Origin of the sequence: Streptomyces sp. NPDC057302 (assembly GCF_042667685.1) — a bacterium.
Lineage (GTDB): Bacteria > Actinomycetota > Actinomycetes > Streptomycetales > Streptomycetaceae > Streptomyces.
In genome coordinates, this window is sequence record NZ_JBHUZJ010000014.1 from 35,071 (window position 1) to 60,399 (window position 25,329).

Annotated in this window: 23 protein-coding genes; 8 read left to right on the forward strand and 15 right to left on the reverse strand. The window is 71.3% G+C overall.

Annotated features, from left to right (window positions below):
- Positions 1-50: 50 nt before the first annotated feature.
- Entirely contained in the window at positions 51-1,241 is a 1,191-nt protein-coding gene (locus tag ACFUPX_RS13245) for an MFS transporter (RefSeq protein WP_383320396.1), read from the reverse strand.
- Positions 1,242-1,449: 208 nt separating this feature from the next.
- Between ACFUPX_RS13245 and ACFUPX_RS13250 the strand changes: the two genes are divergently transcribed.
- Positions 1,450-2,682 (forward strand): ROK family protein, encoded by a 1,233-nt coding sequence (locus ACFUPX_RS13250; protein WP_383320398.1) that lies wholly within the window; start codon positions 1,450-1,452, stop codon positions 2,680-2,682.
- On the opposite strand, the gene ACFUPX_RS13255 is transcribed toward ACFUPX_RS13250, so the two are convergent.
- On the reverse strand, positions 2,679-3,914 hold the full coding sequence (locus ACFUPX_RS13255) for an MFS transporter (protein ID WP_383320400.1): 1,236 nt from the start codon (positions 3,912-3,914) through the stop codon (positions 2,679-2,681). The genes ACFUPX_RS13250 and ACFUPX_RS13255 overlap by 4 nt on opposite strands.
- 218 nt (positions 3,915-4,132) lie before the next feature.
- Positions 4,133-4,741, reverse strand: coding sequence for a TetR/AcrR family transcriptional regulator (locus tag ACFUPX_RS13260; protein WP_383320402.1), 609 nt, complete (start codon positions 4,739-4,741; stop codon positions 4,133-4,135).
- A 139-nt stretch (positions 4,742-4,880) separates the two neighbouring features.
- On the opposite strand from ACFUPX_RS13260, the gene ACFUPX_RS13265 reads away from it, so the two are divergent.
- Positions 4,881-5,744 carry an alpha/beta fold hydrolase gene (locus ACFUPX_RS13265; RefSeq protein ID WP_383320404.1) on the forward strand — a complete coding sequence of 288 codons (864 nt, stop codon included), beginning with the start codon at positions 4,881-4,883 and terminating at the stop codon, positions 5,742-5,744.
- A gap of 96 nt (positions 5,745-5,840) precedes the next feature.
- Here the strand turns inward: ACFUPX_RS13265 and ACFUPX_RS13270 are convergent, their stop codons facing one another.
- The 4 genes from ACFUPX_RS13270 to ACFUPX_RS13285 are packed head-to-tail and all read right to left on the reverse strand — an operon-like array spanning position 5,841 to position 8,394.
- Complete coding sequence (locus tag ACFUPX_RS13270; protein ID WP_383320406.1) at positions 5,841-6,764, reverse strand: phosphotriesterase; 924 nt, start codon at positions 6,762-6,764, stop codon at positions 5,841-5,843.
- Positions 6,758-7,348, reverse strand: coding sequence for a DUF4865 family protein (locus ACFUPX_RS13275; RefSeq protein ID WP_383320408.1), 591 nt, complete (start codon positions 7,346-7,348; stop codon positions 6,758-6,760). Before ACFUPX_RS13275 ends, ACFUPX_RS13270 begins: the two co-directional genes overlap by 7 nt.
- Before the next feature lie 19 nt (positions 7,349-7,367).
- Positions 7,368-7,766: a cupin domain-containing protein gene (locus ACFUPX_RS13280; RefSeq protein WP_383320410.1), complete on the reverse strand. Its 399-nt coding sequence runs from the start codon at positions 7,764-7,766 to the stop codon at positions 7,368-7,370.
- Positions 7,767-7,821: 55 nt separating this feature from the next.
- A complete protein-coding gene (locus ACFUPX_RS13285) occupies positions 7,822-8,394 on the reverse strand; it encodes a TetR/AcrR family transcriptional regulator (RefSeq protein ID WP_383320412.1) in 573 nt (190 codons plus the stop codon).
- Positions 8,395-8,670: 276 nt separating this feature from the next.
- Between ACFUPX_RS13285 and ACFUPX_RS13290 the strand changes: the two genes are divergently transcribed.
- From ACFUPX_RS13290 to ACFUPX_RS13300, 3 genes are read left to right on the forward strand one after another with little or no spacing between them, the layout of a single operon-like run.
- Positions 8,671-8,988 (forward strand): SHOCT domain-containing protein, encoded by a 318-nt coding sequence (locus ACFUPX_RS13290; RefSeq protein ID WP_383320414.1) that lies wholly within the window; start codon positions 8,671-8,673, stop codon positions 8,986-8,988.
- Positions 8,985-9,809, forward strand: coding sequence for an ABC transporter ATP-binding protein (locus ACFUPX_RS13295; RefSeq protein ID WP_383320416.1), 825 nt, complete (start codon positions 8,985-8,987; stop codon positions 9,807-9,809). Before ACFUPX_RS13290 ends, ACFUPX_RS13295 begins: the two co-directional genes overlap by 4 nt.
- Positions 9,810-9,862: 53 nt before the next feature.
- Positions 9,863-12,424, forward strand: coding sequence for an ABC transporter permease (locus tag ACFUPX_RS13300; protein WP_383320559.1), 2,562 nt, complete (start codon positions 9,863-9,865; stop codon positions 12,422-12,424).
- Between the two features lie 62 nt (positions 12,425-12,486).
- On the opposite strand, the gene ACFUPX_RS13305 is transcribed toward ACFUPX_RS13300, so the two are convergent.
- Together ACFUPX_RS13305 and ACFUPX_RS13310 are read right to left on the reverse strand one after the other, a co-directional pair.
- Entirely contained in the window at positions 12,487-13,026 is a 540-nt protein-coding gene (locus tag ACFUPX_RS13305; protein WP_383320418.1) for an ATP-binding protein, read from the reverse strand.
- A 234-nt stretch (positions 13,027-13,260) separates the two neighbouring features.
- Positions 13,261-13,590 (reverse strand): hypothetical protein, encoded by a 330-nt coding sequence (locus tag ACFUPX_RS13310; protein WP_383320420.1) that lies wholly within the window; start codon positions 13,588-13,590, stop codon positions 13,261-13,263.
- A 331-nt stretch (positions 13,591-13,921) separates the two neighbouring features.
- Between ACFUPX_RS13310 and ACFUPX_RS13315 the strand changes: the two genes are divergently transcribed.
- Entirely contained in the window at positions 13,922-15,016 is a 1,095-nt protein-coding gene (locus tag ACFUPX_RS13315) for a PLP-dependent cysteine synthase family protein (protein WP_383320561.1), read from the forward strand.
- Positions 15,017-15,035: 19 nt separating this feature from the next.
- On the opposite strand, the gene ACFUPX_RS13320 is transcribed toward ACFUPX_RS13315, so the two are convergent.
- Both ACFUPX_RS13320 and ACFUPX_RS13325 read right to left on the reverse strand, forming a co-directional pair.
- Positions 15,036-15,524, reverse strand: a complete 489-nt coding sequence (locus ACFUPX_RS13320) for an SRPBCC family protein (RefSeq protein WP_383320422.1) — start codon at positions 15,522-15,524, stop codon at positions 15,036-15,038.
- 64 nt (positions 15,525-15,588) lie between these two features.
- Positions 15,589-16,491, reverse strand: coding sequence for a DeoR/GlpR family DNA-binding transcription regulator (locus ACFUPX_RS13325; RefSeq protein ID WP_383320424.1), 903 nt, complete (start codon positions 16,489-16,491; stop codon positions 15,589-15,591).
- A 301-nt stretch (positions 16,492-16,792) separates the two neighbouring features.
- On the opposite strand from ACFUPX_RS13325, the gene ACFUPX_RS13330 reads away from it, so the two are divergent.
- Complete coding sequence (locus tag ACFUPX_RS13330; protein WP_383320563.1) at positions 16,793-19,090, forward strand: hypothetical protein; 2,298 nt, start codon at positions 16,793-16,795, stop codon at positions 19,088-19,090.
- Here ACFUPX_RS13330 and ACFUPX_RS13335 read toward each other — a convergent pair.
- The 4 genes from ACFUPX_RS13335 to ACFUPX_RS13350 form a co-directional block, all read right to left on the reverse strand.
- Positions 19,050-21,485, reverse strand: coding sequence for a right-handed parallel beta-helix repeat-containing protein (locus ACFUPX_RS13335; protein WP_383320426.1), 2,436 nt, complete (start codon positions 21,483-21,485; stop codon positions 19,050-19,052). The two genes, ACFUPX_RS13330 and ACFUPX_RS13335, sit on opposite strands and share 41 nt — an antisense overlap.
- Before the next feature lie 175 nt (positions 21,486-21,660).
- Positions 21,661-22,266, reverse strand: coding sequence for a hypothetical protein (locus tag ACFUPX_RS13340; protein WP_383320428.1), 606 nt, complete (start codon positions 22,264-22,266; stop codon positions 21,661-21,663).
- 141 nt (positions 22,267-22,407) lie between these two features.
- Positions 22,408-23,232, reverse strand: coding sequence for an MOSC domain-containing protein (locus tag ACFUPX_RS13345; RefSeq protein WP_383320430.1), 825 nt, complete (start codon positions 23,230-23,232; stop codon positions 22,408-22,410).
- Between the two features lie 46 nt (positions 23,233-23,278).
- A complete protein-coding gene (locus ACFUPX_RS13350) occupies positions 23,279-23,710 on the reverse strand; it encodes a DUF6643 family protein (protein WP_383320432.1) in 432 nt (143 codons plus the stop codon).
- A gap of 293 nt (positions 23,711-24,003) precedes the next feature.
- Here ACFUPX_RS13350 and ACFUPX_RS13355 point away from each other — a divergent pair, with 293 nt between their 5' ends.
- A complete protein-coding gene (locus ACFUPX_RS13355; RefSeq protein ID WP_383320434.1) occupies positions 24,004-25,317 on the forward strand; it encodes a TerD family protein in 1,314 nt (437 codons plus the stop codon).
- The last annotated feature ends 12 nt before the right edge of the window (positions 25,318-25,329 follow it).

Genomic DNA, 25,329 nt, shown 5'->3' on the forward strand with positions numbered 1-25,329 from the left:
ATGCGTCGCATTCATCTCGCCGCCTGCCCGCGCGGCTCGGCGTGGGCAGTTCAGCGGCGGGTGGTGTATCCGATGAGGGCGGCGACTGCTGCCAGTATTGCGACGCTGGTGAGGGCGATGGGGAGGGTGAACCAGTCGGCCATGAAGCCGATGGCGGGTGGTCCGAGGAGCATGCCGCCGTAGCCGAGTGTGGAGGCGGTGGCGACGCCGTTGGGGCCTGCCATCGCGCCGGCGCGTTCGACGGCCACGGGGAAGATGTTGGCGAGTCCGAGGCCGGTGATGGCGAAGCCGAGGAGCGCCAGCCAGATGGTGGGGGCGAGTGCGCCCAGGAGCATGCCGACGGCTGCTGTGGTGCCGCCGGCGACGAGTATCGGGGTCTGGCCGAGGCGTTCGAGGAGGGTCGTTCCGCTGAGTCGGCCGATGGTCATGGCGAGGGCGAAGCAGGAGTAGCCGGCGGCGGCGAGGCCGGGGTGGGCGGCGAGGTCCTGTTCGAGGTGGAGGGCGCCCCAGTCGGCGAGTGCGCCTTCGCCGAAGGCGGTGCAGAGAGCGATGAGGCCGAAGACGATGACCAGGCGGCGGGCGCGGCTGTCGAGGCGCTTGGGGGTGCCGTCCGCGTCCTTGCGGTCAGCCGGAGGCACGGGCACTTCGAGGCGCAGGAGTGCGCGCCCCGCCACGGCGGTGACGAGCAGGCCGATGACGGTGAGGCCGAGCAGGTGGCGCGTGGGGGAGAGGGAGGCTGCGATGAGCCCGCCCAGCCCGGCGCCGACCATGCCGCCCAGGCTGAACGCAGCGTGGAAGCTGGGCATGATCGGGCGCCGCAGGGCGGCCACCAGGTCGACGGCGGCGCTGTTCATCGCCACGTTGATCCCGCCGTAAGCGGCCCCGAACACCAGGAGTACGAGGCCGAGCGAGAGTGCCGAATGCGTCAGCGGCGGCAGCGCGATGCTCAGCGGCAGCAGCACTCCGCAGGCCACGGTCACCGGATGGCTGCCGAAGCGGCGGCAGAGCCGTCCGGTGAGCGTCATCGTGATCACGGCGCCGGCGGACACCCCGAGCAGCGCGAGGCCCAGGTCGCTCGCCGAGGCGCCGGTCTGTTCCTTGATGGCGGGGATGCGGACGACCCATCCGGCGAAGATGAAGCCGTCGAGCGCGAAGAAGACGGTGAGTGCGACACGGAGCCGGGCGAGGCCCGGGGGAGTGGCCCGCGACGCTGCGGACGTGGTTTTGTTTAGGAGCGGCACAAAGTCAGGGTAGAGGTGCGCACCCGTGGCGTACAAGACAGATTCCGTGAGGCGGGGGTCACCGGTGAGCGGCGGTTCCTGCGGGGCGGTGGGGAAGGGCGGCTCGGGTTCTCGTGGCGTGGCAGGGGAAGGGTGGCGGAAGGGCGGTGCACGCGCAGATGGCCGGTGAACGGCGAGGCGGCGTACGGATCATGGGAGACTCGCCCTCATGAACGGCAAGGCTGCCTCCCGTACCGAGGGGGATCTGTCCACGCGTACGCGCCTGGAGCGCGGGCGCGGCGCGCTCGGGCCCGCCCTTGAGCTCGTCCATACCGGGCGCGCCCCCACCCGTGCCGTACTCACCGCCGAACTCGGCGTCACCCGTGCCACGGCCGGAGCCGTCGCCGCCGAGCTGGAAGCGCTCGGTCTGATCAGGATCGACGCGCGGCCGAGCGCGCCCGCGGGCTCCCAGGGCCGCCCCTCGCACGGACTGTCGATCGCGGAGGACGGACCGGTGGCGCTCGCCGCGCAGGTGCACTCCGACGGATTCCGCGCCGCCCTCGTCGGCCTCGGCGGCCGGATCGTCGCCACCGCCCCCGGCTGCGAGACGATCGACGCCGACCCGGCCCAGGTGCTCGGCTCGGTCATCGACGCGGGTGCGCAGCTGCTGCGGGAGACGGGCAGGCGGTGTGTGGGCGCGGGCCTCGCGGTGCCTTCGGCCGTCGCCGAACCGGAGGGAACCGCTCTCAACCCGCTGCACCTGGCGTGGCCCGCAGGCTCGCAGGTCCGCCAGATCTTCGCCGACTGCGTACGGGACGCGGGCATCACGGGACCCGCGTTCGCCGCCAACGACGTCAACCTCGCCGCGCTCGCCGAGCACCGGCACGGCGCCGGGCGCGGAGCCCGCGATCTGCTGTGCGTCGCGACCGGGCACCGCGGAGTCGGCGGAGCGCTTGTGCTCGACGGCCGCCTGCACACGGGCAGTTCGGGCCTCGCGCTCGAAGTCGGCCACCTCACGGTCAATCCGGAGGGCCGCCCCTGCCACTGCGGAAGCCGGGGCTGCCTGGACGTCGAGACGGACCCGCTGGCCTTCCTCACCGCGGCGGGCCGCGAGCCGGGCCCCGAGGGTTTGCTGCTGCAGGCCCGCGAACTGCTCCGCGACGCGGGCCAGGACCCGTCGGTCCGCGCCGCGGCCGAGGAGCTCATCGACCGCCTCGGTCTGGGGCTCGCGGGCCTGGTGAACATCCTCAACCCGGACCGCATCATCCTGGGCGGCCTGCACCGCGCGCTCCTGGAGGCCGACCCCGAGCGGCTGCGTGCCGTCGTCGCCGACCGGAGCCTGTGGGGACGCAGCGGGGGCGTACCGATCCTGGCCTGCACGCTGGACCACAACAGCCTGGTGGGAGCCGCCGAGCTGGCCTGGCAGCCCGTGCTCGACGACCCCCTCGGGGTGCTCGGCTAGACGGAGGCGCACTCCTGCGAGGCCGGGTTCGACTCCGTGGCCGGATTCGACGGTGCAACTGCCGATGTGGCGGCGGGAGTTCGGACGTGATCGCGCTTGCGCAGCCGCTTCAGGTCGGGCACCAGGGTGAGGAGACCGAGCGCGGCGAGGGCGGCGCCGATCCAGAGCGGCGCCCGCAGGCCGAACGTATCGATGGCAGGTCCGCCGACGGACGTCGCGATGATGATGCCCAGCGTGATGAACGAGGAGTGGACGGTGTTGACCAGCGGCCGGGCATTGCCCGTGCGCTGTACGCGGGTCACCAGGGCCGGGTTCATGGTGACCCCGACCAGGCCGATGCCCATCATCAACACCACCGCGGCCACGCTCAGTTGGGCGAAGACGGCGAACCCGGCGAGAAACGCCAGGTTGAGCAGCAAGCCGGTGAGCAGGACCGGAACGGTGCGCTTGTCCGCGAACCGGCCGACGACGGTGTTGCCGATGACGGTGGCCGCACCGTACGCGATGAGCAGCAAGGGGACGGTGCCCGTGGAGAAACCGGTGACCTCGGTGAGGATCGGGTTGAGATAGCTGAAGGCGGAGAACGTGGCGCCGATGACGAAGGTGCTGGTGGTGAGCGTCAGCCAGAGCCGCGGGTTGCTGAAGGCACCCAGCTCCTGGCGGAGGTTGCCGCCGTCGTCGGCGCGCTCGATGCGCGGCACCCCGACGAGAGTGGCGAGCGCGGCGAGAACGGTCAGCCCGGTGATGGCCCAGAACGCGGCACGCCAGCCCAGGTGTTCACCGATGACGGTGGAGAGCGGAAGACCGAGGAGCGTGCCCAGCATCAGCCCGTTGAGGGCCACCGCGATGGCCCTGCCCCGCACTTCGGGCCGGGTCAGTTGTGCGCACAGGGAGATGGAGATGCCGAAGAAGGCCTGTGACGCGATGCCGGTGATGACGCGGGCCACCAGCATGGTGCGGTAGTCCGGGGCGAGGGCGGCCAGGACGTTGCCTGCAAGGAAGATGCCGAACAGGACTATCAGCGCCGTCTTCTGACGCATTCTCAGCAACGCGACGGTGAGGACAGGGCCGCCGAAGGCCATCGCTGCGGCGAAGGCGGTGATCAGGTAGCCGATCTCCGGAATCGTGGCATCGAGCCCGTCGGCCATCTGCGGCATCAGGCCGGCGACCACGAATTCACTGGTCACCATGGCGAAGATGCCGAGGGCCAGGAGGTAGACGGCGCGGGGCATGGGGGCTCCTGTTCAGGGGGGAGGGGCGGGGTGATGAGGAGGTCGTACGTTATGGATTGGTCAGTGCAAAACGCAGGCGTGCGGGGGCAAGGCGAGTGAGCTGGTTCGGCAGGTCGGCCGGTTCAGCAGGTCGGCCGATCGGCCGCTGAAGGGGTGATGGGGGCGATGAGGGCGTCGGGGGTGGCGGCCGTGGCGGCCGCGGCGGCTCGACTCGACGGTCAGGGAGCGGGAATCGGAGTCAGCGCATCCAGGGCGGTCTCGGTGATGGCGGTCAGTGCGGCGCGATCCGCGCCCCCCTGCGCCGAGATCCGCATGCCGCCGATGACGGCGTTGAGGAAACGGGCCAGGTCGCCCGCGTCCCGCGTGGAAGCGATGTCGCCGCCGCTCTGTCCCGCACGGATGACGGCGCCGATGGCGGCCAGTCGCACCGCGAGATCGCGCGCGAGCAGCTCGGCGGCCTCGGGGTCGCGCCCGGCGAGCTCCACGGTCGTGTTGACGGTCAGGCAGCCGATGCTGTGCCCGTCCTCGCGGCACTCGAACTCGGAGTCCACGACTCGGGCGAACAGGGCGCGAAGGCGCTCCATCGGGGACCGCTCGGTGTCCTCCAGGATCTCGACCTGGACGGAGGTCATGGAGTCGATGTACCGGGCGAGGGCTCGCGTGAACAGCTCGTGCTTGCTGCTGAAGGTGTTGTAGATGCTGCTGCGACCCAGGCCGGTGGCGTCGCACAGGTCCTGGGTCGAGGTGGCCTCGTAGCCATTCGCCCAGAAGGCGTGCATCGCCGCGTCCAGGGCCCGTTCCTCGTCGAAGGTTCTCGGTCGGGCCATGTCGGTACGGTACAGGTTTTGGAACGACCAGTGCAATACGCGAATTCGTACGTTACCCCTTAACCGCTTCTACTGGTAACGTCGAACCCCGAGGCGAGAGACGCCGGAGCGGGACCGCACCAGCAGTGGGAGGTACTTGATGACGTGGCACTTGGGGGAGAAGTTCGAGACGCCGGACGGGTACGTGAGGTGGGCATCGCTCGGTGAGGACGGCGGCGGCGATCCGCTGGATCCGCTGGGTCCGCTGGGTCCGCTGGTACTCCTTCACGGGTCGCCGTTCTCGTCGTACATCTGGCGCGAGATCGCCCCTGCCCTGGCCCGCACGCGCAAGGTCTACGTATGGGACCTGCTCGGCTTCGGGCAGTCGGAGCAGCGGGAGGGGCAGGATGTCGGCCTTGCGGCGCAGGGCAGGATCTTCGCCCGCCTCCTCGCGCACTGGGGCCTGTCCCGCCCTGGTGTCGTCGCGCACGACGTGGGCGGGGCGGTGGCGCTGCGGGCCCTGCTCCTGGAAGGTGCGGAGTTCGCTGACCTCACGCTGGTGGACGCGGTCGGCGGGGGCGCGTGGGGGACGGGATACTTCAAGCTCATCCGCGAGAACGCGCACGTATTCGAGCAACTCCCCGACTACGCCCACGAGTCACTGGTGGCCGGCCACCTCCGTCACGCCACGCACACCGGCTACAAGCCGGGCGTCCTGGATGCGTACGTCGACCCATGGCGAGGCACGGAGGGGCAGGCGGCCTTCTACCGTCAGTATCGCCAGTTCGCCCAGTCCCAGACGGACGAACTGGAGCCTCTCCTCGGCAAGGTGACCGTACCGACCCGCATCATCTGGGGCCGCGAAGACCGCCTGCTGCCACCGGAGTTCGCCGAGTTCCTGCACGAGCGGATGCCGCACGCGGAACTGACCTGGGTGGACGGCGCGGGCCACACGATCCAGGACGACGCGCCGGGCCGGTTGCTCGCGCACTTGATGGCGGACTTCCGGACCGCGACCGTCTGAGCAGGCCACCCGGCCCGCGCGAGCCGCGAGGGCGGGTCACTTCCTACGGCGACTTCCTACGGCGACTTCCTACGGTCGCTGCCTAAGGCCCACTTCCTACGCCCACTCCACCGCGAACGCCCGCCCCGCATTCACCGTCAGCATCCGCTCCACCACGTCCTTCCCCGCGGCGAGTTCGAGCCGTCGCCGCACCCCGCCCAGCAGGTGCGGCAGGCCAGGGCCGCCGTTCACCGCGCGCGCCCCGGACGTCGTCGTGTCGCCGCCCAGGAGCAGCTGGTCCGTGAAGCCTGCCTCTGCCAGGGCCCGCACGGCTTCGGGCATGCGCCAGTCCGTGGCGTGGTTGGCGCGGGACGGGCCGTCGAAGGCGAGGTAGGCGCCGGCTTCGGCGGCCTGGTGGTGGACCGTGAGGTCGGGGGAGCGGTTCAGGTGCCCGAGGATCACCTTCGCCGGGGGTACGCCCAACTCCCCGCAGAGCAGGTCGAGTACGTCCAGCGCGCCCGTGCCAAGCTCCAGGTGGACGGCGATGGGAGCGCCGGTCGCGTGGTGGGCCCCGGCCGCCGCTTCCATCGTCCAGCGGGCATGCGCGTCAAGGCGGTGGAAGCCGCCCGCGACCTTTATCAGGCCCGCCCGTACGCCGGTGTGGGCGATGCCCGTCGTCAACTCCCGCACGAAGACGTCTGCGAGCCCTTCGGTACGGAGGCGGGCCAGGAACTCCTGTGTGTAGTTCGCCGCTTGATGCAGGCCCGTGGCTGCGACGATGCGCACTCCGGACGTTCGGGACAGCAAGGGCAGGTCGCCCGTGTGACGCCCCATCCCGTGCGGTGTCCACTGGATCAGGCTCTCGCCGCCCGCCTCCCGGAATGCCGACAGCTCCTGTGTCGCGGCGGTGGCTGAGTCCAGCTCCTGGCCGGGCAGTTGAGGGCTCGTCAGGAAAAGGTGGTCGTGGGCGTCGCAGACGCCGAGGGCCTCGGGTGCTACGTCTCCCAGGACCGTGCGAACCGTTGCAGCTGTGCTCACCATTGCTGCCCCCGCGTGAGGAAGCCCCGCTCCGGCGCGGACACATGCAGGATCTGGAACACCTCTCCCTCCCCCTTGGGGGCGTCGGATTCGTGGTCCCAGGCGGAGAAGAGCAGTGCCTCCCAGGTGCGCGGGTCGATCGCCGCCGCGGCATACACGGCGCCACCACGGCCTGCCAACTGCGCTGTCTCGTCAGCTAGTTCGGTGGCGAAGGTGCCGAGGCGGGCCCCGGCCGGGATGGGGATCCGGCGTCGTACGGCAGACCTCGCGGGTGCACCCGATGCCGTCCCCTCGGCGAAGGCGAGACCCGTCCAGTGCTGCACCTCCGGCCGCCCGAAGTCGTCGACAATGCCCTGGAAACCGGGCCCCCAGAGGAAGGAGTTCATGCCCTCGGGGGTGTTCCAGAGGTAGAACGGTGCGTACTGGTTCACGGGGGAGTCGTCGACCCCGCGCTCACGGATCAGGTACGCCTTGGCGCCGAGGCCCGGGTAGTCGTCCAGCAAGTGGCCCTTGGTCGCCACCCGGTGGCGGATGACGGCCATGTCGTAGTCGGCCGGAAGCGTGATCTCGTACTGCATCGCGTGCATGGTGGTTCGCTCCTCGGGCTCAAGCCGACGGGTACTCGTCCGCGCCCACGCGCGCGTCCCAGTGCGTGGTCGTGCCGTCGTCCGCCGCCTCGACGACCGCGAGGTGGGTCATGAAGGTGCGGGGCGCGGCGCCGTGCCAGTGCCATTCGTCCGGCGCGATCCACACGGTGTCGCCCGCGCGGATGACCTCCGCCTCGCCGCCCTTGCGCTGCACCAGGCCGTCGCCCTCCAGGACGTGCAGGACTTGGCCGTGCGGGTGGCGGTGCCAGGCGGTGTGGGCTCCGGGGGCGAAGTGGACGTTGAACATCCGTAGCCGCGAAGGGGCCGGAGGTGCGGCGATCTCGTCCAGCCACACCGTGCCGGTGAAGTTCTCGGCGGAGCCCGCCTGGCTGTCGGGGCGGTTGCGGGTGATGTGCACGGCTCTTCAAGTCCTTTGCGGGGGAGGGGCGGTGACCGAGGAGGGGTGGCGGGGGTTACGGAGTGGGAGTCGTGGCGGCGAACAGGAGTGCCAGCAGCCCTCGTACGCCGGTGTCGAACGCCGCGGGCGACCCCGAGGCGCGGGCCAGCACGTAGCCGCCCTGGACCGTCGCGACGACCGCCGCGGCGATCGCCCGCGCGTCGAGCGTGGCGGCGAACTCCCCCCGCTCCTGGTCCTCTTCGACGATTCCGGTGATCCGCCCGCGCAGCCAGTCGAGCGTCTCGGTGACGGGTGCGCGCAGCTCGTCGCTCGCGACGACCTCCGGATCCATCGTCAGCCGCCCGACCGGGCAGCCGCGCAGCACGTCGCGCTCGCGCAGCAGATACGCCTCGATGCGCTCGTACGCCGATCCGGTACCGCCCAGCAGGCTGTCGGCCGTGGCGCGCATCTCCTGTGCCGTGCGCCGGATCGCGGCGAGTGCGAGGTCGGGTTTCCCGGTGAAGTGGTGGTACATGCTGCCCTGCCCGGCGCCCGCGTGCTGCTGGATCGCCTTGGGGCTCGTGCCCACGTAGCCGCGCTCCCACAGCAGTTCGCGGGTGGACTCGATCAGGCGCTCCGGGGTGCTCATGCACCCACTGTACATACTAGTAGGTACAGAAATCTAGACACGGCCGTACACCGCCGTACACGGCCGTTCGCCCCGCCCGTGACCCCGCCCGTGACCCCGCCCCGTCCCCGCCGGGAGCAGCCCCGCAGCCCCCACGTACTCCCGCAGTGGTACACGCACTGCCGCTGGCCGTACGACGACCCGGACCCCCTCGGAGCGCGACTCTCGAGTCATCGCACCAACGCATCGCACCAACGCATCGCACCAACCCACCCCGCTCCCGAGGAGATGGACACCATGAACACCCTGGCTCACTTCGACGGCGGCCCCGGCCCGTGGATCCTGTTCTTCCCGCTCATCTGGGCGGCCGTCGTGATCGGCGGCATCACCTTCCTGCGCCGCACCGTCTGGCGTGGCCGCCGGGCGCCATGGCAGCGGGGCGGCGGCGAGCACGACGTACGCATCGACCGCGTCGACCGCATCGACGAGAACTCGCCCATCGCCGTCCTCGGCCGTCGCTTCGCCTCCGGCGAGATCGACGAGGACGAGTACTGGCGGCGCCTGTCCGTCCTGAACGAGGAGTTCGGGCGTACCTCCAAGGGTGGTGCGGCATGACCACCGCGACCGGAGAGCGCGGCACCGCCACCCGCGACGCCGCCCGCGTCACCGAGGCCGTCAAGGTCTACGGCAGCGGCGACACCGCCGTACGGGCCCTGGACGGGGTGAGCGTCGGCTTTCCCGCCGGACGGTTCACCGCGATCATGGGCCCGTCGGGCTCGGGCAAGTCCACCCTGATGCACTGCGCAGCGGGTCTCGACACCCTCACCTCGGGCGTCGCGCACATCGGCGACACCGACCTCGGCGCGCTCGACGACCGACGCCTCACGCTGCTGCGCCGCGACCGTATCGGCTTCGTCTTCCAGGCCTTCAACCTGGTGCCGACGCTGACCGTGGCCGAGAACATCACGCTCCCGATGGACCTCGCCGGCAGGCGTGATGACGATGCGTCAGCGGAGTGGACCGACGCCCTCATCGACGTCGTGGGGCTGCGCGACCGGCTCCACCACCGGCCCGCCGAGCTCTCGGGCGGACAGCAGCAACGCGTCGCCGTGGCACGGGCGTTCGCCGGACGGCCCGACGTCGTCTTCGCCGACGAACCGACCGGAAACCTCGACTCGCGCTCCGGCGAAGAGGTGTTGCGTCTCCTCGGCCGCGCGGTGCGGCAGATGGACCGCACGGTCGTCATGGTCACCCACGACCCGGTGGCCGCCGCCCACGCCGACGAGGTCGTCTTCCTGGCCGACGGCCGCCTCGTGGACAAGATGGCGGCCCCGACCGCCGACAAGGTCCTCGACCGGCTCAAGGCCTTCGAGGCCTTCGAGGCCTTCGACACGAAGGCCTCGTCCCCACTCGGCACGAAGGGAGCACCGTCATGAGTTCCTCAAGCGGTTCCTCAAGCGGTTCCCCGACCGGCTCCCCGACCGGTTCCCTGAGCGCGTCCGCGCGCATCAGCCTGTCCTCGCTGCGCGGCCACAAGCGGCGCTTCGCGGGTACGTTCCTCGCGGTCATGCTCGGTGTCGCCTTCCTTGCGGGCACGCTCGTCATGGGCGATACCTTGCGCGGCAGCTTCGACACGATGTTCGGCAACGCGACCAGCGGCACCGACGCAGTCGTCCGCAGCGCCGACACCATCACCACCCCCGACGACAGCCAGGGCACCCGCCGGCCCGTCAAGACCTCCCTCGTCGAGCAGATCGAGCAGATCGAGGGCGTCGCCGCCGCCGCGCCCGGCATCCAGGGCGCGGGCCAGCTCCTCGGCAAGGACAAGGAGCCCATCGGCGGCGAAGGCCCGCCCACCCTCGCGGGCAACTGGATCGACGACCGCGAGCTGAACGCCTACCAGCTGGCCGAAGGCCGCGCCCCCGCCAAGTCCGGCGAGGTCGTCGTCAACCGGGGCGCCGCCGAAACCGGCGACCTGAAGATCGGTGACACGACCACGCTGCGCACCCCCGACCCCGTCAAGGTGACGATCGTGGGCCTCGCGACCTTCGGCGGCGAGGACGGCATGGCGCAGACCACCTTCACCGGCATGACGCAGGCCGACGCGGAGAAGTACCTGACACCGAAGCCCGGCGAGGCCGCGACCATCCAGGTGCGGGCAGGACCCGGCGTGAGCGAGCAAGAACTGGTCGACGCGCTGACTCCCGTACTGCCCAAGGGAGTTGAGGCAATCACCGGTGAGGCGTCGGCGGCGGAGAACACCGACAACATCTCCGGCCAGTTCCTGACGCTCTTCACCAGCTTCCTGCTCGTGTTCTCCGGCGTCGCCCTCCTCGTCGCCACCTTCAGCATCCACAACACCTTCGCGATCGTCGTCGCCCAGCGCACCCGCGAGAACGCCCTCCTTCGCGCACTCGGCGCCTCGCGTCGGCAGGTCACCGCTTCCACGCTGGTCGAGGCGAGCGTGGTCGCCGTGGTGGCGTCCGCCGCCGGCCTCGCGGGTGGCATCGGGATCGCGGCCGGGCTCCAGGCGCTCTTCCCAGCCATCGGATTCCCCTTCCCCGAGGGCGACTTGGTGGTCAGCGCCCTGTCGATGCTGCTGCCCTTGGCCGTCGGCATCGTGGTGTGCCTCGGCTCCGCCCTCCTGCCCGCCGTACGCGCCGGGCGCACCGCACCCCTGGCCGCCCTGCGCGAGACGGCGGTCGACCACTCCGGAGCCTCGCGCACACGTGCCGTGGTGGGCACGGTCCTCACGCTCGCCGCCGTCGGTCTCTCGCTGACCGGCGTCCTGGTCAGCCCGTCCATGTGGCTGGCGGGGGCCGGTGCGGTGCTCGCGCTCGCCGCGTTCGTGGTGCTGGGGCCGGTCGCCTCCTCGCGAGCGGTTCGAATTCTCGGCGGGCCACTCGACCGGCTGCGCGGCGTCTCGGGCGGGCTCGCCCGGCGCAACGCCCTGCGCAGCCCCAAGCGGACCGCCGCCACCGCGAGCGCCCTGATGATCGGTGTCGCCGTCGTCTCGCTCTTCACGGTCTTCGGCGCCTCGCTGAAGGCGACGATGGACCAGACGGTCAACCGCTCCTTCGCCGGCGACCTCGCCATCAGCACCCCGGGCTTCGGCGCGGGCGGCAGCGGACTCAGCCCCAAGCTGGCCCCCGCGCTCGCCGAGCGGCCGGAGGTCGCGACCGCGGTCGGCCTCGGCAAGGGCGCGGCCGAGGTCGACGGGAAGGGGCGGGCCCTGACCGTCACCGACCCGGGGCCCTTCGCCAAGTCCTTCGACCTCGGCAAGGTCGACGGATCCCTGGACGGTCTCGGCGCCGACGGCATCGCGATCACGCGCGAGGAGGCCGACAAGCAGGACCTCAAGGTCGGCTCCAAGGCCGAACTGGCTTTCACCGACGGCAAGAAGGCCACCTTCACCGTCCGCGCGCTGTACGGCCGTTCGGAGCTTGCGGGGGACTACGTCATCAGCCGCGAGGCCTGGGCGCCGCACCGCATGCAGGACGCGGACAGCCTCGTGTCCGTCACGTTCAAGGACGGCGTGAGCGCGGACGCTGGGAAGGCCGCGGTCTCCAGGACCGCGCAGGAGTACGGCAATCCGGATGTGCAGACCCGCGACGAGTACGCGCAGTCCGCGGCGGGCGGCATCGACATGATGCTCACGCTGGTGTACGCCCTGCTCGCGCTCGCCGTTCTGATCGCCCTGCTGGGCATCGCCAACACGCTGACCCTCGCGATCCACGAACGGACCCGTGAGCTGGGCCTGCTGCGTGCCGTCGGGCAGACGAGGGCGCAGCTGCGGGCCATGGTCCGCTGGGAGTCGGTGCTCGTCGCCGCCTTCGGCACGGCCGGGGGCCTGGTGCTCGGCGGCTTCCTCGGCTGGGTGCTGGTCAAGGCCTCGGACGGCGCGACGAGCAGTGCCTTCGCGTTCGCGGTGCCACCGGTGCAACTGTCGGTGGTCGTCCTGGTGGGCCTGGCGGCGGGAGCCCTCGCGGGTCTGCGTCCGGCACGGCGGGCCGCACGCCTGGACGTCCTGCGTGCCATCGCCACCGAGTGACGTAGGACGCCCCGCCCGCGGAGGCGGGAACTGCCCGGCCCGCGGAGCCTGTCACCGCCCGGTCAGCCGACAACGGCCGACCGGGCGGGAGCATGTCCGGGCGCGTGGCCGTCGGCGAGGGACCGCGGCCCTGCGCCCAGGTCCGCGAAGGGCTCGGCCGTGGCCGCGCCGTACGCCGGGTACCTGGACGGCAGTGCTGCGGCGGACGTAGGGGCCGGAAGGGTGAACCAGACGACCTTGCCCGTGTCACCGTGGGGGCGTACCCCCCAGCTCTCGCTGACCGCGGCGACCATGGCGAGCCCGCGGCCACAGGTCGCGAACGGTTCCGCGTCGCGCACCTGAGGAAGGCGGGGATCGTGGTCGTGCACGGAGACGGTGAGGCGGTCGAGCAGCAGCTCGATCTCCACGGTGCACACCTTGTCCGGCTGTGCGTGCCGGTGCACGTTGGTCAGGAGCTCGGTCACACCGAGCGCGGCCTGGTCTATCAACGGATCGAGATGCCAGTAGCGCAACTGCGCCGATACGATTCTGCGGACCTGGCCGATCCGCGACGGCTGAGCCTGAAGCTCGACCGTGCAATACCTGCTTGGCTGGCTGATCACGGCTGCGACTCCCCGAATTGCGTCCGGAAGAAGGCGACGATCGGATTCAGCAGCGGCCGCGGGGTCTGCCGGCTGCTGTTGCGGCCGGCGGGCTGGTTCGCAGCGTCATCGCCGGTGAACCCAGAGTGATGTGACACCAGAGTGACTCAGGGGGTGCGGGCGTGCAACTCGCACCGCCTGCGTCGGGCTGTGGGCGGGGACGCGCACCGCCCGCGCGGCAAGCGCGCGGGTTCCTCAGGCGCGTGCCCTGTGGCCTCCGGCCCTGCGCACCGCGTCGATGAACTTGCGTACCGTCGGCGGACCTGCCTTGCCGGGCGCCGGATCATGATCGGCGAGGGTGAGGCGGTAGCGCGTGCCGTTCAGTTCGGCAAGGGCCCGGTCGTCGGCGGCGAACCAAGGCTTTCCGGCCCGCACGGCCTGGACCGGCGCGCTGTCGATCTCCCTGCCATAACTGGTCAGTAGCTCGAACCTGCCGTCGGTGATACGGATTTGACCCGCCCGGGTGAGGGATCGCAGCCGTCGTCCGATCCGCACGCCTGTAGCCGTGAAATCCGGCTCCGCCATGACGTTCCGCCCCCTTGAGCGATTCGGTATGCCGTTTTGTACGAGACCGCCGCCCCGTGCGGTGCAGTCTGCACGCACCTGGCGTCGAGCACCAGTGCGTATGAAGACGTGGTCATAAGTGGACGACGTCCCCTCATCAGTGTGCCGTGTCTATGTACCAGCCGACTGCGCCAGGTGTGCCTTTGAGGGTCTCAAAGGTGTGTTTATGCAGGTGAGAAGCGTGCGGAAGGTGCATATGATCGAGGCGTCCGGCCCGCTCGGAGCGCGGCCCGCATTGACGCCTAGGAGCCGCGCGGTGAGCACCACACAGCAGGATCAAGCCGATGGGCCGATGACCACGCTCGACGTGGACCGCGGCGACGCCGAGTACCGGGCCTGGCTCAAAGAAGCCGTGCGCAAGGTCCAGGCCGATGCGAACCGCTCGGCCGACACCCACCTGCTGCGCTTCCCGCTTCCGGAGGCGTGGGGCATCGACCTGTATCTCAAGGACGAGTCGACCCACCCGACCGGCAGCCTCAAGCACCGCCTTGCCCGATCGCTCTTCCTCTATGGCCTCTGCAACGGCTGGATCCGGCCGGGGCGGCCGGTCATCGAGGCCTCCAGCGGCTCGACGGCCGTCTCCGAGGCGTACTTCGCGAAGCTGATCGGGGTGCCCTTCATCGCGGTGATGCCCCGCACGACCAGCGCCGAGAAGTGTCGACTGATCGAATTCCACGGCGGCCAGTGTCACTTCGTGGACGACTCACGCACGATGTACGCCGAGTCGGCCGCCCTCGCCGTCGAGACCGGCGGGCACTACATGGACCAGTTCACCTACGCGGAGCGGGCCACGGACTGGCGCGGCAACAACAACATCGCCGAGTCGATCTACCAGCAGATGAGGTTGGAGCGCTATCCGGAACCCACGTGGATCGTCGCCACGGCGGGCACCGGCGGCACATCGGCGACCATCGCCCGCTACGTCCACTACATGCAGCACGACACCAGGCTCTGCGTCGCCGACCCGGAGAACTCCTGCTTCTTCGACGGCTGGACCAACCACGACCCGGACGCCACCAGCGACTGCGGCTCCCGCATCGAAGGCATCGGCAGGCCCCGGATGGAGCCGAGCTTCGTGCCCGGCGCGATCGACCGCATGATGAAGGTGCCGGACGCCGCGAGCGTCGCCGCCGTGCGGGCCCTGGAGCAGGCGATCGGCCGCAAGGCGGGCGGCTCCACCGGAACCGGACTCTGGAGCTCCCTGAAGATCGTCGCCGAGATGGTGGCCGCGGGTCAGACCGGCAGCGTCGTCACGCTCCTCTGCGACCCGGGTGACCGGTATCTGGACAAGTACTACTCGGACACGTGGCTGGCCGAACAGGGCCTGGACATCACGCCGTACGAGGCTGCCATCAAGTCGCTGCTTGCGAACGGCACTTGGGTCTAGCGGGTGGACTCCAAAGGGCTCAGGCGTTGGCCGCAGCCAGGCGTCGGTCCAGGTTCGTGACGGCGTCGCGGAAGGCCCGGCCCATGCCCGCCCTGGCGAGCTTCAGGGTGAAGCGGAAAGGCGCGGCGCCGTCCGCGGCGAAAGTCCACTGCACGCGGGTGCCGGTGCCGGCCGGGGTCAGCCGCCACTCCTCCAGGAGGGCGCGCAGGCCCGGGGCGTTCGACTCGTCGACGCGGTAGGCGTACCGCTCTGCCACATCGGTCGCGACGACGGTCTCCCAGAAGCGGGTGCCGCCCTTGAGGCGGACCTCGCGGCCCTTGCCGCCGTCGGCGCCTTCGGTGGGCCGGCACAGCGTGACGGCCGTGAACCACTCGGGCCAGTTGGCCGTGTCCTCGGCGAGGGCGCGGTACACCGTCTCGGGTGGCGCGCTCACCTCGCGGGCGAAGACCAGACGCAACGGAGCGGACTCGGCGAACTCCAGCCCCACGGGCCTCAGTCGGCGTGCCATCGAACTCAGCCCCCAAGCAGGATCGGGTGGTTGACCGCGCACCGTCACCATAGCTGGCGGGCCGTCAGATGTCTGCGTCGCTCCCGGCGTTCTCCGCCTGTCCGGCGCTCTCGCCGTGCTCGCCCTGGTCGGACCGTTCCTCGGCGATCGGCTCGTCGGGCTCGCCCGTGACCACCAGGCGCCGCAGATGCTCGGAGATCTCCACCCGCGCCCCCGCGGGGAGCCCGGCATCCGTCACGAGCGTGTCGACCTGCTCCAGGGTGGCGAACGAACTCAGGCCCACCGTGCCCCACTTGGTGTGGTCGGCGACCACGATGACCCGCCGCGCCGACTGCACCAGACGCCGGTTGGTCTCCGCCTCCGCGAGATTGGGCGTGGACAGACCGGCCTCCACCGATATGCCGTGCACACCCAGGAAGAGCACGTCGAAGTGCAGAGCGCGGATCGCCTGGTCGGCGACCGGGCCGACCAGTGAGTCCGATGGGGTGCGCACGCCGCCCGTGAGGACCACGGTGGCCGCGCCCTGACGCTGGCCCGAGGTGCGCTGCGCGGAGTGGAACACGTCCGCGACCCGCACCGAGTTCGTCACCACCGTCAGGTCCGGCACGTCGAGGAGGTGGTGGGCCAGCGCGTACGTCGTCGTGCCGCCGGAGAGCGCGATCGCCGTGCCCGGCGCCACCAGGGAGGCCGCGGTGCGCGCGATGTCCTCCTTGGCGTTCAGCTCCAGGCCCGACTTGGCCTCGAACCCCGGTTCGTGCGTGCTCGCCTCGACCACCGGGACGGCGCCGCCGTGCACCTTCTCCAGGACGCCCTGGCGGGCCAGCGCGTCGAGGTCCCGGCGGACCGTCATGTCCGACACACCCAGCTTGCGGGTCAGTTCATTGACACGGACCCCGCCCCGGCGTCGTACCTCGTCGAGGATGAGGGCGCGGCGCTGCTCCGCGAGGAGGTTCTGATTCTCACTCACGTCCGTCCCGGCCCTTCTCCTCGTCACACCCGTCGCACCCGTCAAATGCGCTGGCTCATCCTCGCATGCGCCACCGACAGGCGACCCACCGCCCGAGACCGCGCACTCACCCTGAACGGGGAGATTACGTGACGGGAGGTGTGGACGGGGCCGTCAGCGGAGATCCTTCAGGCCTGACCACGCGCACGTTCGGGGGAACGCGCGCACTTTCGGGGGAAGCGGAACAGTGGCGGCTGATCAAAGAGAAGAGACAGCTCTCGAACTCCTCGTCCACGGAGTCGGGGGCACCACACCGGAAGAGATGCTGGGCGATCCGAGGACCGTCCGCGTCTCCGGTGACGAGACGGCGGCCGTCTTCCGCCGCAGCGAGGACGCCGACGCCGAGAAGCGCCCCGACGACTACCGGGGCAAGCCGGTCCCCGAGGCGTACGTCTGGTGCAATCTGACCTCCGGGAACGGCTCGCGGGCCCTGTGGCTCCTGCTGCTGCCCTTCATGGTGGTCAATCTCGCGCACTGGATGCGTCCCACGTCGCGCCGCATGAGGAGGACGGTCCGTACGTACGGCCTCCTGGTGCGCCTCACCGGACTCACCCTCACCGTCCTGCTCGTCGCCGCCGCCTGCGAGGTCGCCATCGACCTGACGGCCTGGCAGTGCGCGGGCACCCCCGAGTGCGCCGCCGAGCGCGCGTGGCTCGGCTTCCTCGCGCCCGACGCCTCCGGGCACGGCGGCTGGTGGAGCCAGCCGGGACGCCGCCTCGCCCTCGCCGCGCTCGTGCCCGCCGCGCTCACCGGACTGCTCTGGTACCTGTCCCAGCGCACCTGGAGCGCGTACGAGTCCCAGACGCCGCTGCCCCACCAGGACGACCCGGAGGAGGAGGCCGGACGCACCGCGCTCGGCAGGCCCGGCTTCTGGTACGGACGCCGTCTCGTGGCCCGGCTGCGCGCCGCGCACACCGCCGCGGGATTCCTCACGGTGGCCGCCGCGGTCGGCACATCGGCGGCGAGCCACGACCGGCGGCCCGGCGGGCCCGCCCTGCTCGACGTCCTCGGCTGGACCCTCGAGGTGGCCCTCCTCCTAGGAGGGGCGCTCGTCGTCCATGTGGTCTGGCGCAGAGGCCGCAGCGAGAACAAGCTCGACCGGCGGCTCGACAAGAAGCTGATCAACCGGCTGCCCCTGGGCGCACTCACCCTGCTCGTCCTGACCCTCCTGTACGCCGGGTGGTCACGCCCCGGCTGGACCTCCGAGGGCAGGCTGCCGGGCAACGCGACCTTCGGCGGCATCGCCCTGACCCAAGGGCTCCTGGTCATCGCGCTCGCGGTGGTCGCCCGCGCGCTCTACCGCACGGCCCCCGACCCCCGCACCGCCCTGCGGGGCTTCGCGGGACCCGCCGTCGCCATGCTCTCCTGCGCGCTCGGCGGCGTGATGTCCGGCGGCGGCGCGCAGCGCGTGGCCGACTGGCTCGACGGCGCGGGGGCGCCCGGCTCCGGCGGCACCATAGACGGCCCGCCCGTGCTCCTGACCTGGCAGGCGTCCGTCATCCCGCCCCTCCTCGTGGTCCTCGCGGCGCTCTGCGGCTGGCTCGGAGTGCGCACCTGGCGCCGGGCCCGCCGGGAGAGGGAGACCATCCCGCTCGAATACCCGGGCGAGCCGAAGGACACGGCCCGCAGCCGCCGCATCGCGGGCACACGCGCGCGTGCCGCCCTCACCGACCGGGCCCCGCTCCTGGTGGGCATCACCTCGGCGGTGACGCTGCTGCTCGGCGCCGGGGCGCTCGTCGGCGCCTGGGTCAGCGAGGAGGTGCCCAGCGAGGCCGCGCAGGGACTGCCCCTCTTCTTCGAAGGGGCGGCCGAGACCTCCCAGGCGCTCGGCTCCTGGCTGATCGGCTTCGGCTTCATACTGTTCGTGACCTGGGGCCGCCGCGCCTACCGCGACCCGTCCGCGCGCCGCACCATCGGCATCCTGTGGGACGTCGGCACGTTCTGGCCCCGCGCCGCCCACCCCTTCGCCCCGCCCTGCTACGCCGAGCGGGCCGTCCCCGACCTCACCTGGCGCATGCACACCTGGACCCGCGCGACGCGCGCCACGGGCGGCAGGCTCGTCATCTCCGGCCACTCGCAGGGCAGCGTCCTGGCCGCCGCGGCCGCCTGGCAGCTGTGGCCCTCCGTCCGCAAAAGGGTCGCCCTGCTCACGTACGGCTCACCCCTCGAGCGCCTCTACGGACGCTGGTTCCCCGCCCACTTCGGCCCGGCCGCCCTCAGCTCGCTGCACCGCGAGGTCGACTGCTGGCGCAACCTGCACCGCACGACCGACCCGATCGGCGGCCCCGTCCGGGTCCTGCCCGACGGCGAAGGACCGCAGGTCGACCGGGACGCCCTCAAGGACCCCCTGGTCTACGGACGCACCGCGGAGCACCCGCTGCCCGCACCGATCCTGGGCCACGGCGACTACCAGGCGGACCCGGCCTTCGCCGAGGAGCGCGCCCGGCTGCTCGCCCGGCTCAAGCCAGCCGTGCCCGCCCCGCGCCCCCGGTCGCCGGAGGCCGCCGAGCCCGTCGCGGTCACGGCAGTTCCGGCAGATCCTCCGGATACAGGAGGGTGAGGTCGTCCGTGCTCGGCTCGTCGAACTGGGCGACCCGCCCCGCGTGCCGCTCCACCATGGCCTCGAACGTCTGGCGCGCGGTGCGGCCGTTGCCGAACGCGGGGCCCTTGGGAAGGGCCGTGAAGTACTTCAGAAGGGCCTCGCCCGTCCCCGTGTCGAGGCGGTACTCGTGCTCCTCGGCCTGCTGCTCGACGATCCGCAGCAGCTCCTCGGGCGCGTAGTCCCCGAAGGTGATGGTCCGTGAGAAGCGGGACGCCACACCGGGGTTGACCGAAAGGAAGCGCTTCATCTCCGCCGTGTAGCCCGCGACGATCACCACCACCGCCTCGCGGTGGTCCTCCATCAGCTTGACCAGCGTGTCGATGGCCTCGCGGCCGAAGTCACGCCCGGAGTCCTCGGGCGAGAGCGCGTACGCCTCGTCGATGAACAGCACGCCGCCGCGCGCCCGGTCGAACGCCTCCTGGGTACGGATCGCCGTCGACCCGATGTGCTCGCCCACCAGATCGACCCGCGACACCTCGACCAGATGCCCGCTCTGCAGAACTCCGAGCGACGCCAGGATCTCGCCGTAGAGCCGCGCCACGGTCGTCTTGCCCGTGCCGGGGGAGCCGGTGAACACCAGATGGCGGCGCGCGGACGCGGCCTTGAGCCCGGCCAGCTGCCTGCGCCGCCCGACCTCGATCATGTCGGTGAGGGCGCGCACCTCGCGCTTGACGCTGTCCAGGCCGACCAGCTTGTCGAGTTCACCGAGCACGTCCTTCGACGAGCGTGACGACGGCTCGGGGGCCGCGTTCACATCGGCCGCCGGGTCCGTGGTGCGCTGCCCGGGGATCGCGCCGAGCAGGCCCACGGACTGCGTGGCCGTCTGCGGTGCGGACTCCTTCGCCGCGGATGCCGTGGACGCCGTGGACGCCGAGGTCCGAGCCCCGCCGCTCTCGTCGCTGGTGCAGTCCTCGACGAGCGGCCCGTCCTCGGCGAACTCGAAGCCGCCGCGCGCGCACCGCTCGGTGCGGCACTTCTTCAGCGTCGTACGACATCCGTCGATGACGTGGAAGCCGTACCCGCCGCTGTCGGTCACCCGGCAGCCGTGCAGGCTGCCGCGGCCGCCCGCCGACACGTAGAAACCCGCCTCCGCGGGTGAAGTGACCGTGCAGCGCTCGATGGTGGGGTCGGCGCCCTTGGTGACGATGACGCCCGTCTGGACGCCGTCCACCGTGCAGTTGGCCAGGGTGCCGCCGCTGCCGTGGTCGCGGAACCACGCGCCGGTGGCCGCCTCGCGGATGCGGCAGTCGTCCAGCTGCGCCGTCGCGCCGTCGCTCACGGAGACCGCCGTGTTGCGCACCTGGGAGAGATCGCTGTCGACGACGTCGGCGCGCGAGCCGCGGTCCAGGACGAACAGCGCGTCCGGCACGTCGTGCACCCGGCAGGACTCCAGGACGACCGTCGCCCCGTCGCTCACCCACACCGCGGGATAGTCGCCCGTGCTGTCGTGGATCTCGCACTGGTTGGCGTCGACCCGTGTGCCCGGGTCCCACACCGAGAGGCCGTTGCGCCCGAACTGCCGCACGGTGGAACGCGTCAGGGTCAGAACCGAGCGGGAACGCAGATCGATCGCGTTCTCCGGGATGTCGTGGATCCGGCAGTCTGCGAGGGTGAGCACGGCGTCCGTGTCGAGCGTGACGCCGTCCGACGTCGTGCGGTGCACGTCGCAGTCGGTCAGATGGGCCACCGCCCGCCCGGTGATCTGCACCCCGGAGCCCTTGACCTCGTACACCTCGCAGCCGATCGCCTCGAGCCCCGAGTGCTCACCGGTCACCGAGAGCCCCGCGCCGGAGGCGTGGTGCACCCGGCAGCGCTCCAGGCGCGGGTGCGCGCCGCCGCGCACGGCGATGCCCGACTGACCGGCCGACATGACCTCGCACTCCTCGAAGACACCGCCCCCGCCGTCGAGCACGGCGATGCCGATGCCGCCGGGGTTGTCGACCGTGCAGCGCCGCACGGTGGGGCGCGCCCCGCCGCGCACCTCGATGCCGCTCGCCGAACGCGTCACCACGCGTACGTCGACGAGCTCGGGCGCTCCGTCCTCGACGAGCAGCGCGGGCGCCGCCGAGTCCTGACCCTCGATGTGGAGGTCCTGCACGACTGCGGACGACCGGACGGTGAGGGGCACCCCGTCCGAGGGCGCGATGCGTACGGAGCCGGGGGAGCCCTCGGGGCCGCGCAGCGTCACCGCCCGCTGTATGACGAGGTTCTCGCGGTACGTGCCGGGGGCGATGGTGAGGACGTCCCCGTCGCTCGCGGCCTCCAAAGCGGCAGCGAGCGATCCGTACTCACCCGTGCGGCGCCGCCACCGCGAGGTACCGGTGTGCGTCACCTGGACCGTGCCCTGTGCCATGGAGTTGCTCTGCCCCCACCTTGTCGTACGCGGGACCTCGCGACCTCGCGCAAGGAGCCGAAGAGTTCGGCCGGTCCACCGTAGCGCGCGCGGCGAGGGCGAGTTGACCCGATCGCCAGGCTCTCACCTGGTCATCGCCGGTCTCTCACCGGCTCCGGAGGCCGGCGCCGGTCTCTCAGGAGCCGGTGCCGGTGCGTCCCCAGTCCGGTCCTGCCTTGTCCCAGGCCTGGTCCCAGCGGTCATAACGCCGCAGGACGATGCGCCAGAGGACGATCCGCCTGACTCCCTCGACGAGTCCGGTGACCGCCGCCGCGGTGCCGAATCCGGCGAGCGCCGCATGCGTGGCCGCGGTCGCGTCGTCCAGTGGGCGGCCGACGACCTGGCCGTGCTCGTCCGTCCAGAGGCGGAAGTGGTCGCCCGGGTCGGGGGACCGGAGGTCGGCGAGCACCGTGCCGGAGCGCGGCGTGCCGTCCGGAGCGGTCCATTCGGCGAGCACACGGCTGTGCCTGTCCCGTGCGGACGACGTCTCGGGGTCGGGATCGACGGGGGGTCTGGAGACCTTCTTGACCACCGTGCCCGCCACTTCGTGGCGCATCTCGCGCTGTTCCCGCACCGACTGCCGCAGGGCGTCCTGCGAGAGGCCGCCGACGGCGAAACCGGCCAGCGGCGCGGCGACGACGATGAGCAGCACGGCCGCGCAGGCCACCCAGGCCTCGACGAGATCGGTCTTCCGGCGCAGCGGATTGTGCCGCCAGCGCCAGAGTCCGACGAGTGCTCGCACAGTCCTGCACCCCCTTCCGCGTCCGTCATAACCGCGAACGGCACGGCCCACGCTTCGGCGGGATGAAGAGAGAGGGAAATCACCCTTCTCATCCATGCTCAACGACCGTGCCGGGCCTTCGAGTTCCCGTGTCGAAGACCTTCAATCGAGGACCGTGAACGGGTCGCCGAGCCGGAGCGATCCGGTCGTCTCCGGCACCAGATTCTGGCCGAAGACCAGCTGGTCGCCGAAGCGGCGGTGCTTGGCGAGCGTCCGCAGCGGCTCCTTGCCGCGCTCCGCGCTGCGCTGGTCGGTGGTGGTCACGACACAGCGGCCGCACATCTTGGCCACCCGGAAGGTGACCTCGCCGATCGCGACGCGCGACCAGTCGTCCTCGGCCCAGGGCGCCGTCCCGTCCACGACCACATTCGGCCGGAAACGGTTCATGGGGAGCGGTCCCTCGTCGGAGTGGTCGCCCTGGGCGATGAGCGAGTTCAGGGCATCGAGGGAGGAGAGGGTGGTCAGGAGCAGCGGATACCCGTCGGCGAAGGAGACGGTCTCGCCGTCCTTGGCGTACGCGGGATCGATGGGGCGCCGGGTCGCGGGGTCGTCGAGGTGGACGAGCCGGACGTCCGTGCCGAGATAGGCGCTGAACCACGCGTGCGCCGCCGCTTCGGCGGGGACGGCCTCGACCTTGTCCTTCCAGATCTCCACCATGACGCTCTCGCCGGAGGGCGGCACGGCGGCCGTCAGCGGCTCCCGGCCGGGAGCGGACATGCGTATGCCGCCGCCGGGCAGGAGCTCGGCGGCGGCCAACGCGAGGCGCGGATGCGGCCGTTGCGTGACGATCCGTCCAGCACTGTCCACCAGCATCCACCGCCGGTCACCCGCGAGTCCCCAGGGCTCGACGACGGCCTCACGCGGAGCGTGTCCCCCGGCCGCCTTGAGCGGGTAGTAGTGGATCGAGTGCAGCGCTGGATTCGGCATGCGGTCATCCTGCCAGCAGCCACTGACAGGGGCGCATGCGGGCGAATCAGTAGCCGCGGTAGGGCCGGTTGTACGGATCCTCGTACGTCGCCGGGGCGGGGCGGGGTGCCGCGGGGCGCATGGCCTCGTAGCCCGTTCCGGCCGGCGGACGCTGCTGCTGCTGTTGCTGCGGGCCCGGGTAGCCGCGGGGCGCCGAAGGCTGCTGCGGGATGTACGGCGCGGGCGCCTGTTGCAGCGGCGCGGGCTGCTGCGCGTAGCCGTACGCCGGGTTGTGGTGGGACGGGGCCGCCGGCAGAGCGGGCAGGGCTGCTACCGGGAGCGCGGGCAGGTGACTGCCCGTGTCGTACGCGGAGGGGACCCGGATCGGGGCGATCTGAGGAGTACCCCGCTCGGCGACAAGGGAGTCGTAGATCGGAGTGTCCGGGAAGGACGGCGCGGAGTAGTAACCGCCGCCATAGGTGGAGCGGGGGGAGGTCATGACACATAAGTTAAGCCCTTGATGTGCTGGTTGGGGAGACCGATAAGAGGGTTGATTTACGTGTCGGTAGTGACTCCACATCCCCAATGCGAGCGAACTTAGGAAAAATCGGTCGCACAACGGCGTACAGATCGTGTAAAAGCCAAGCTCCGTGCGGGTTACCGGCGGTTGACGCACGGTTGACGGGGAGGCCGTTCGACGGGGTGTCCGCGGTGGCCATGGGCCTCCCGGGGGTCCGGGTAATAGATTGGTCATGAACGGGACGGCGGGCCTGCCGGACGTGGTGACTTGCGATGGGGGCGGACATGACAATGCCTAAAGGATCGAATGTTCCCGTGCCGGCGCCTGCCGTGCGCGTCGAACTGGGGTGGTCTTCAGGGGCCGGGGTGCCGGACGCCGACGCGTCGGCCCTGTTGCTCGCCAATTCCGGGAAGGTCCGCTCGGACGAGGACTTCATCTTCTACAACCAGGCGGTCCACGCCTCGGGCGCGGTGCGCCACGAGGGCAAGAAGACCGAGGGCGGCCTGGTGACCGACGCGCTCGTGGTCGACCTCGCGCGCGTGGAGCCCGCCGTCGAGACCGTGGTGCTCGCCGCCTCGACGGACGGCGGCGCCTTCGGCCAGGTGCCCGGCCTCTTCATCCGGGTCGTCGACGCGGCGAGCGGCGCCGAGATCGCGCGCTACGACAGCGAGGACGCGACGGTGGAGACGGCGTTCGTCCTCGGCGAGCTCTACCGCCGCCAGGGCGCGTGGAAGTTCCGCGCCGTCGGCCAGGGTTACCGCAGCGGTCTCGAGGGTCTGGCCACGGACTACGGCATCTCGGTGGACGAGCCGCAGCAGGCACCGCCGACGCCCGCCCCGGCCGCGGTGCAGCCTCCTCCGACCCAGACCCCTACCCCGGCCCCCGCAGCCCCCGTCCAAGCCCCGCCGCCGCCCCCGCGGACGCCCGCCGCTCCCGCGGCTCAGCCCGTGCGCCTCTCCAAGGTCACGCTCACCAAGGAGGCGCCCTCCGTCTCGCTGACCAAGCAGGGCGGCACCTCCGGGGCGATGCGCGTGAACCTCAACTGGGAGGTGCGCAAGCAGTTCAAGGGCTGGGCCAGCAAGCTCGGCCGGGCCGTGGCGATGCACGCGGACCTCGACCTGGACCTGTGCGCCCTGTACGAACTGGCCGACGGCCGCAAGGGAGTCGTCCAGGCGCTCGGCAACGCCTTCGGGGCGCTGGACCAGCCTCCGTACCTCCTGCTCGACGGCGACGACCGCACCGGAGCGGTGGCCAGCGGCGAGAACCTCACGGTCAACCTCGACCACATCAAGGACTTCAAGCGCATCGTCATCTTCGTGACGATCTACGAAGGCGCGCGCAGCTTCGCCGACCTGAACGCCACCGTGACCCTGCAGCCCCAGCACGGCGCCTCCATCGACTTCTCGCTCGACGAGTGCACGGTGCCCTCCACGGTGTGCGCGCTCGCGCTGATCACGAACAACAACGGCGACCTCTTCGTCCAGCGCGAGGCCCGCTATCTGGTGCCCGAGCGCGGCGTGAGCCCGCAGCGCACCATCGACTACGCCTACGGCTGGGGCATGAACTGGACGCCCGGCAGGAAGTGATCCCCCGCGGGT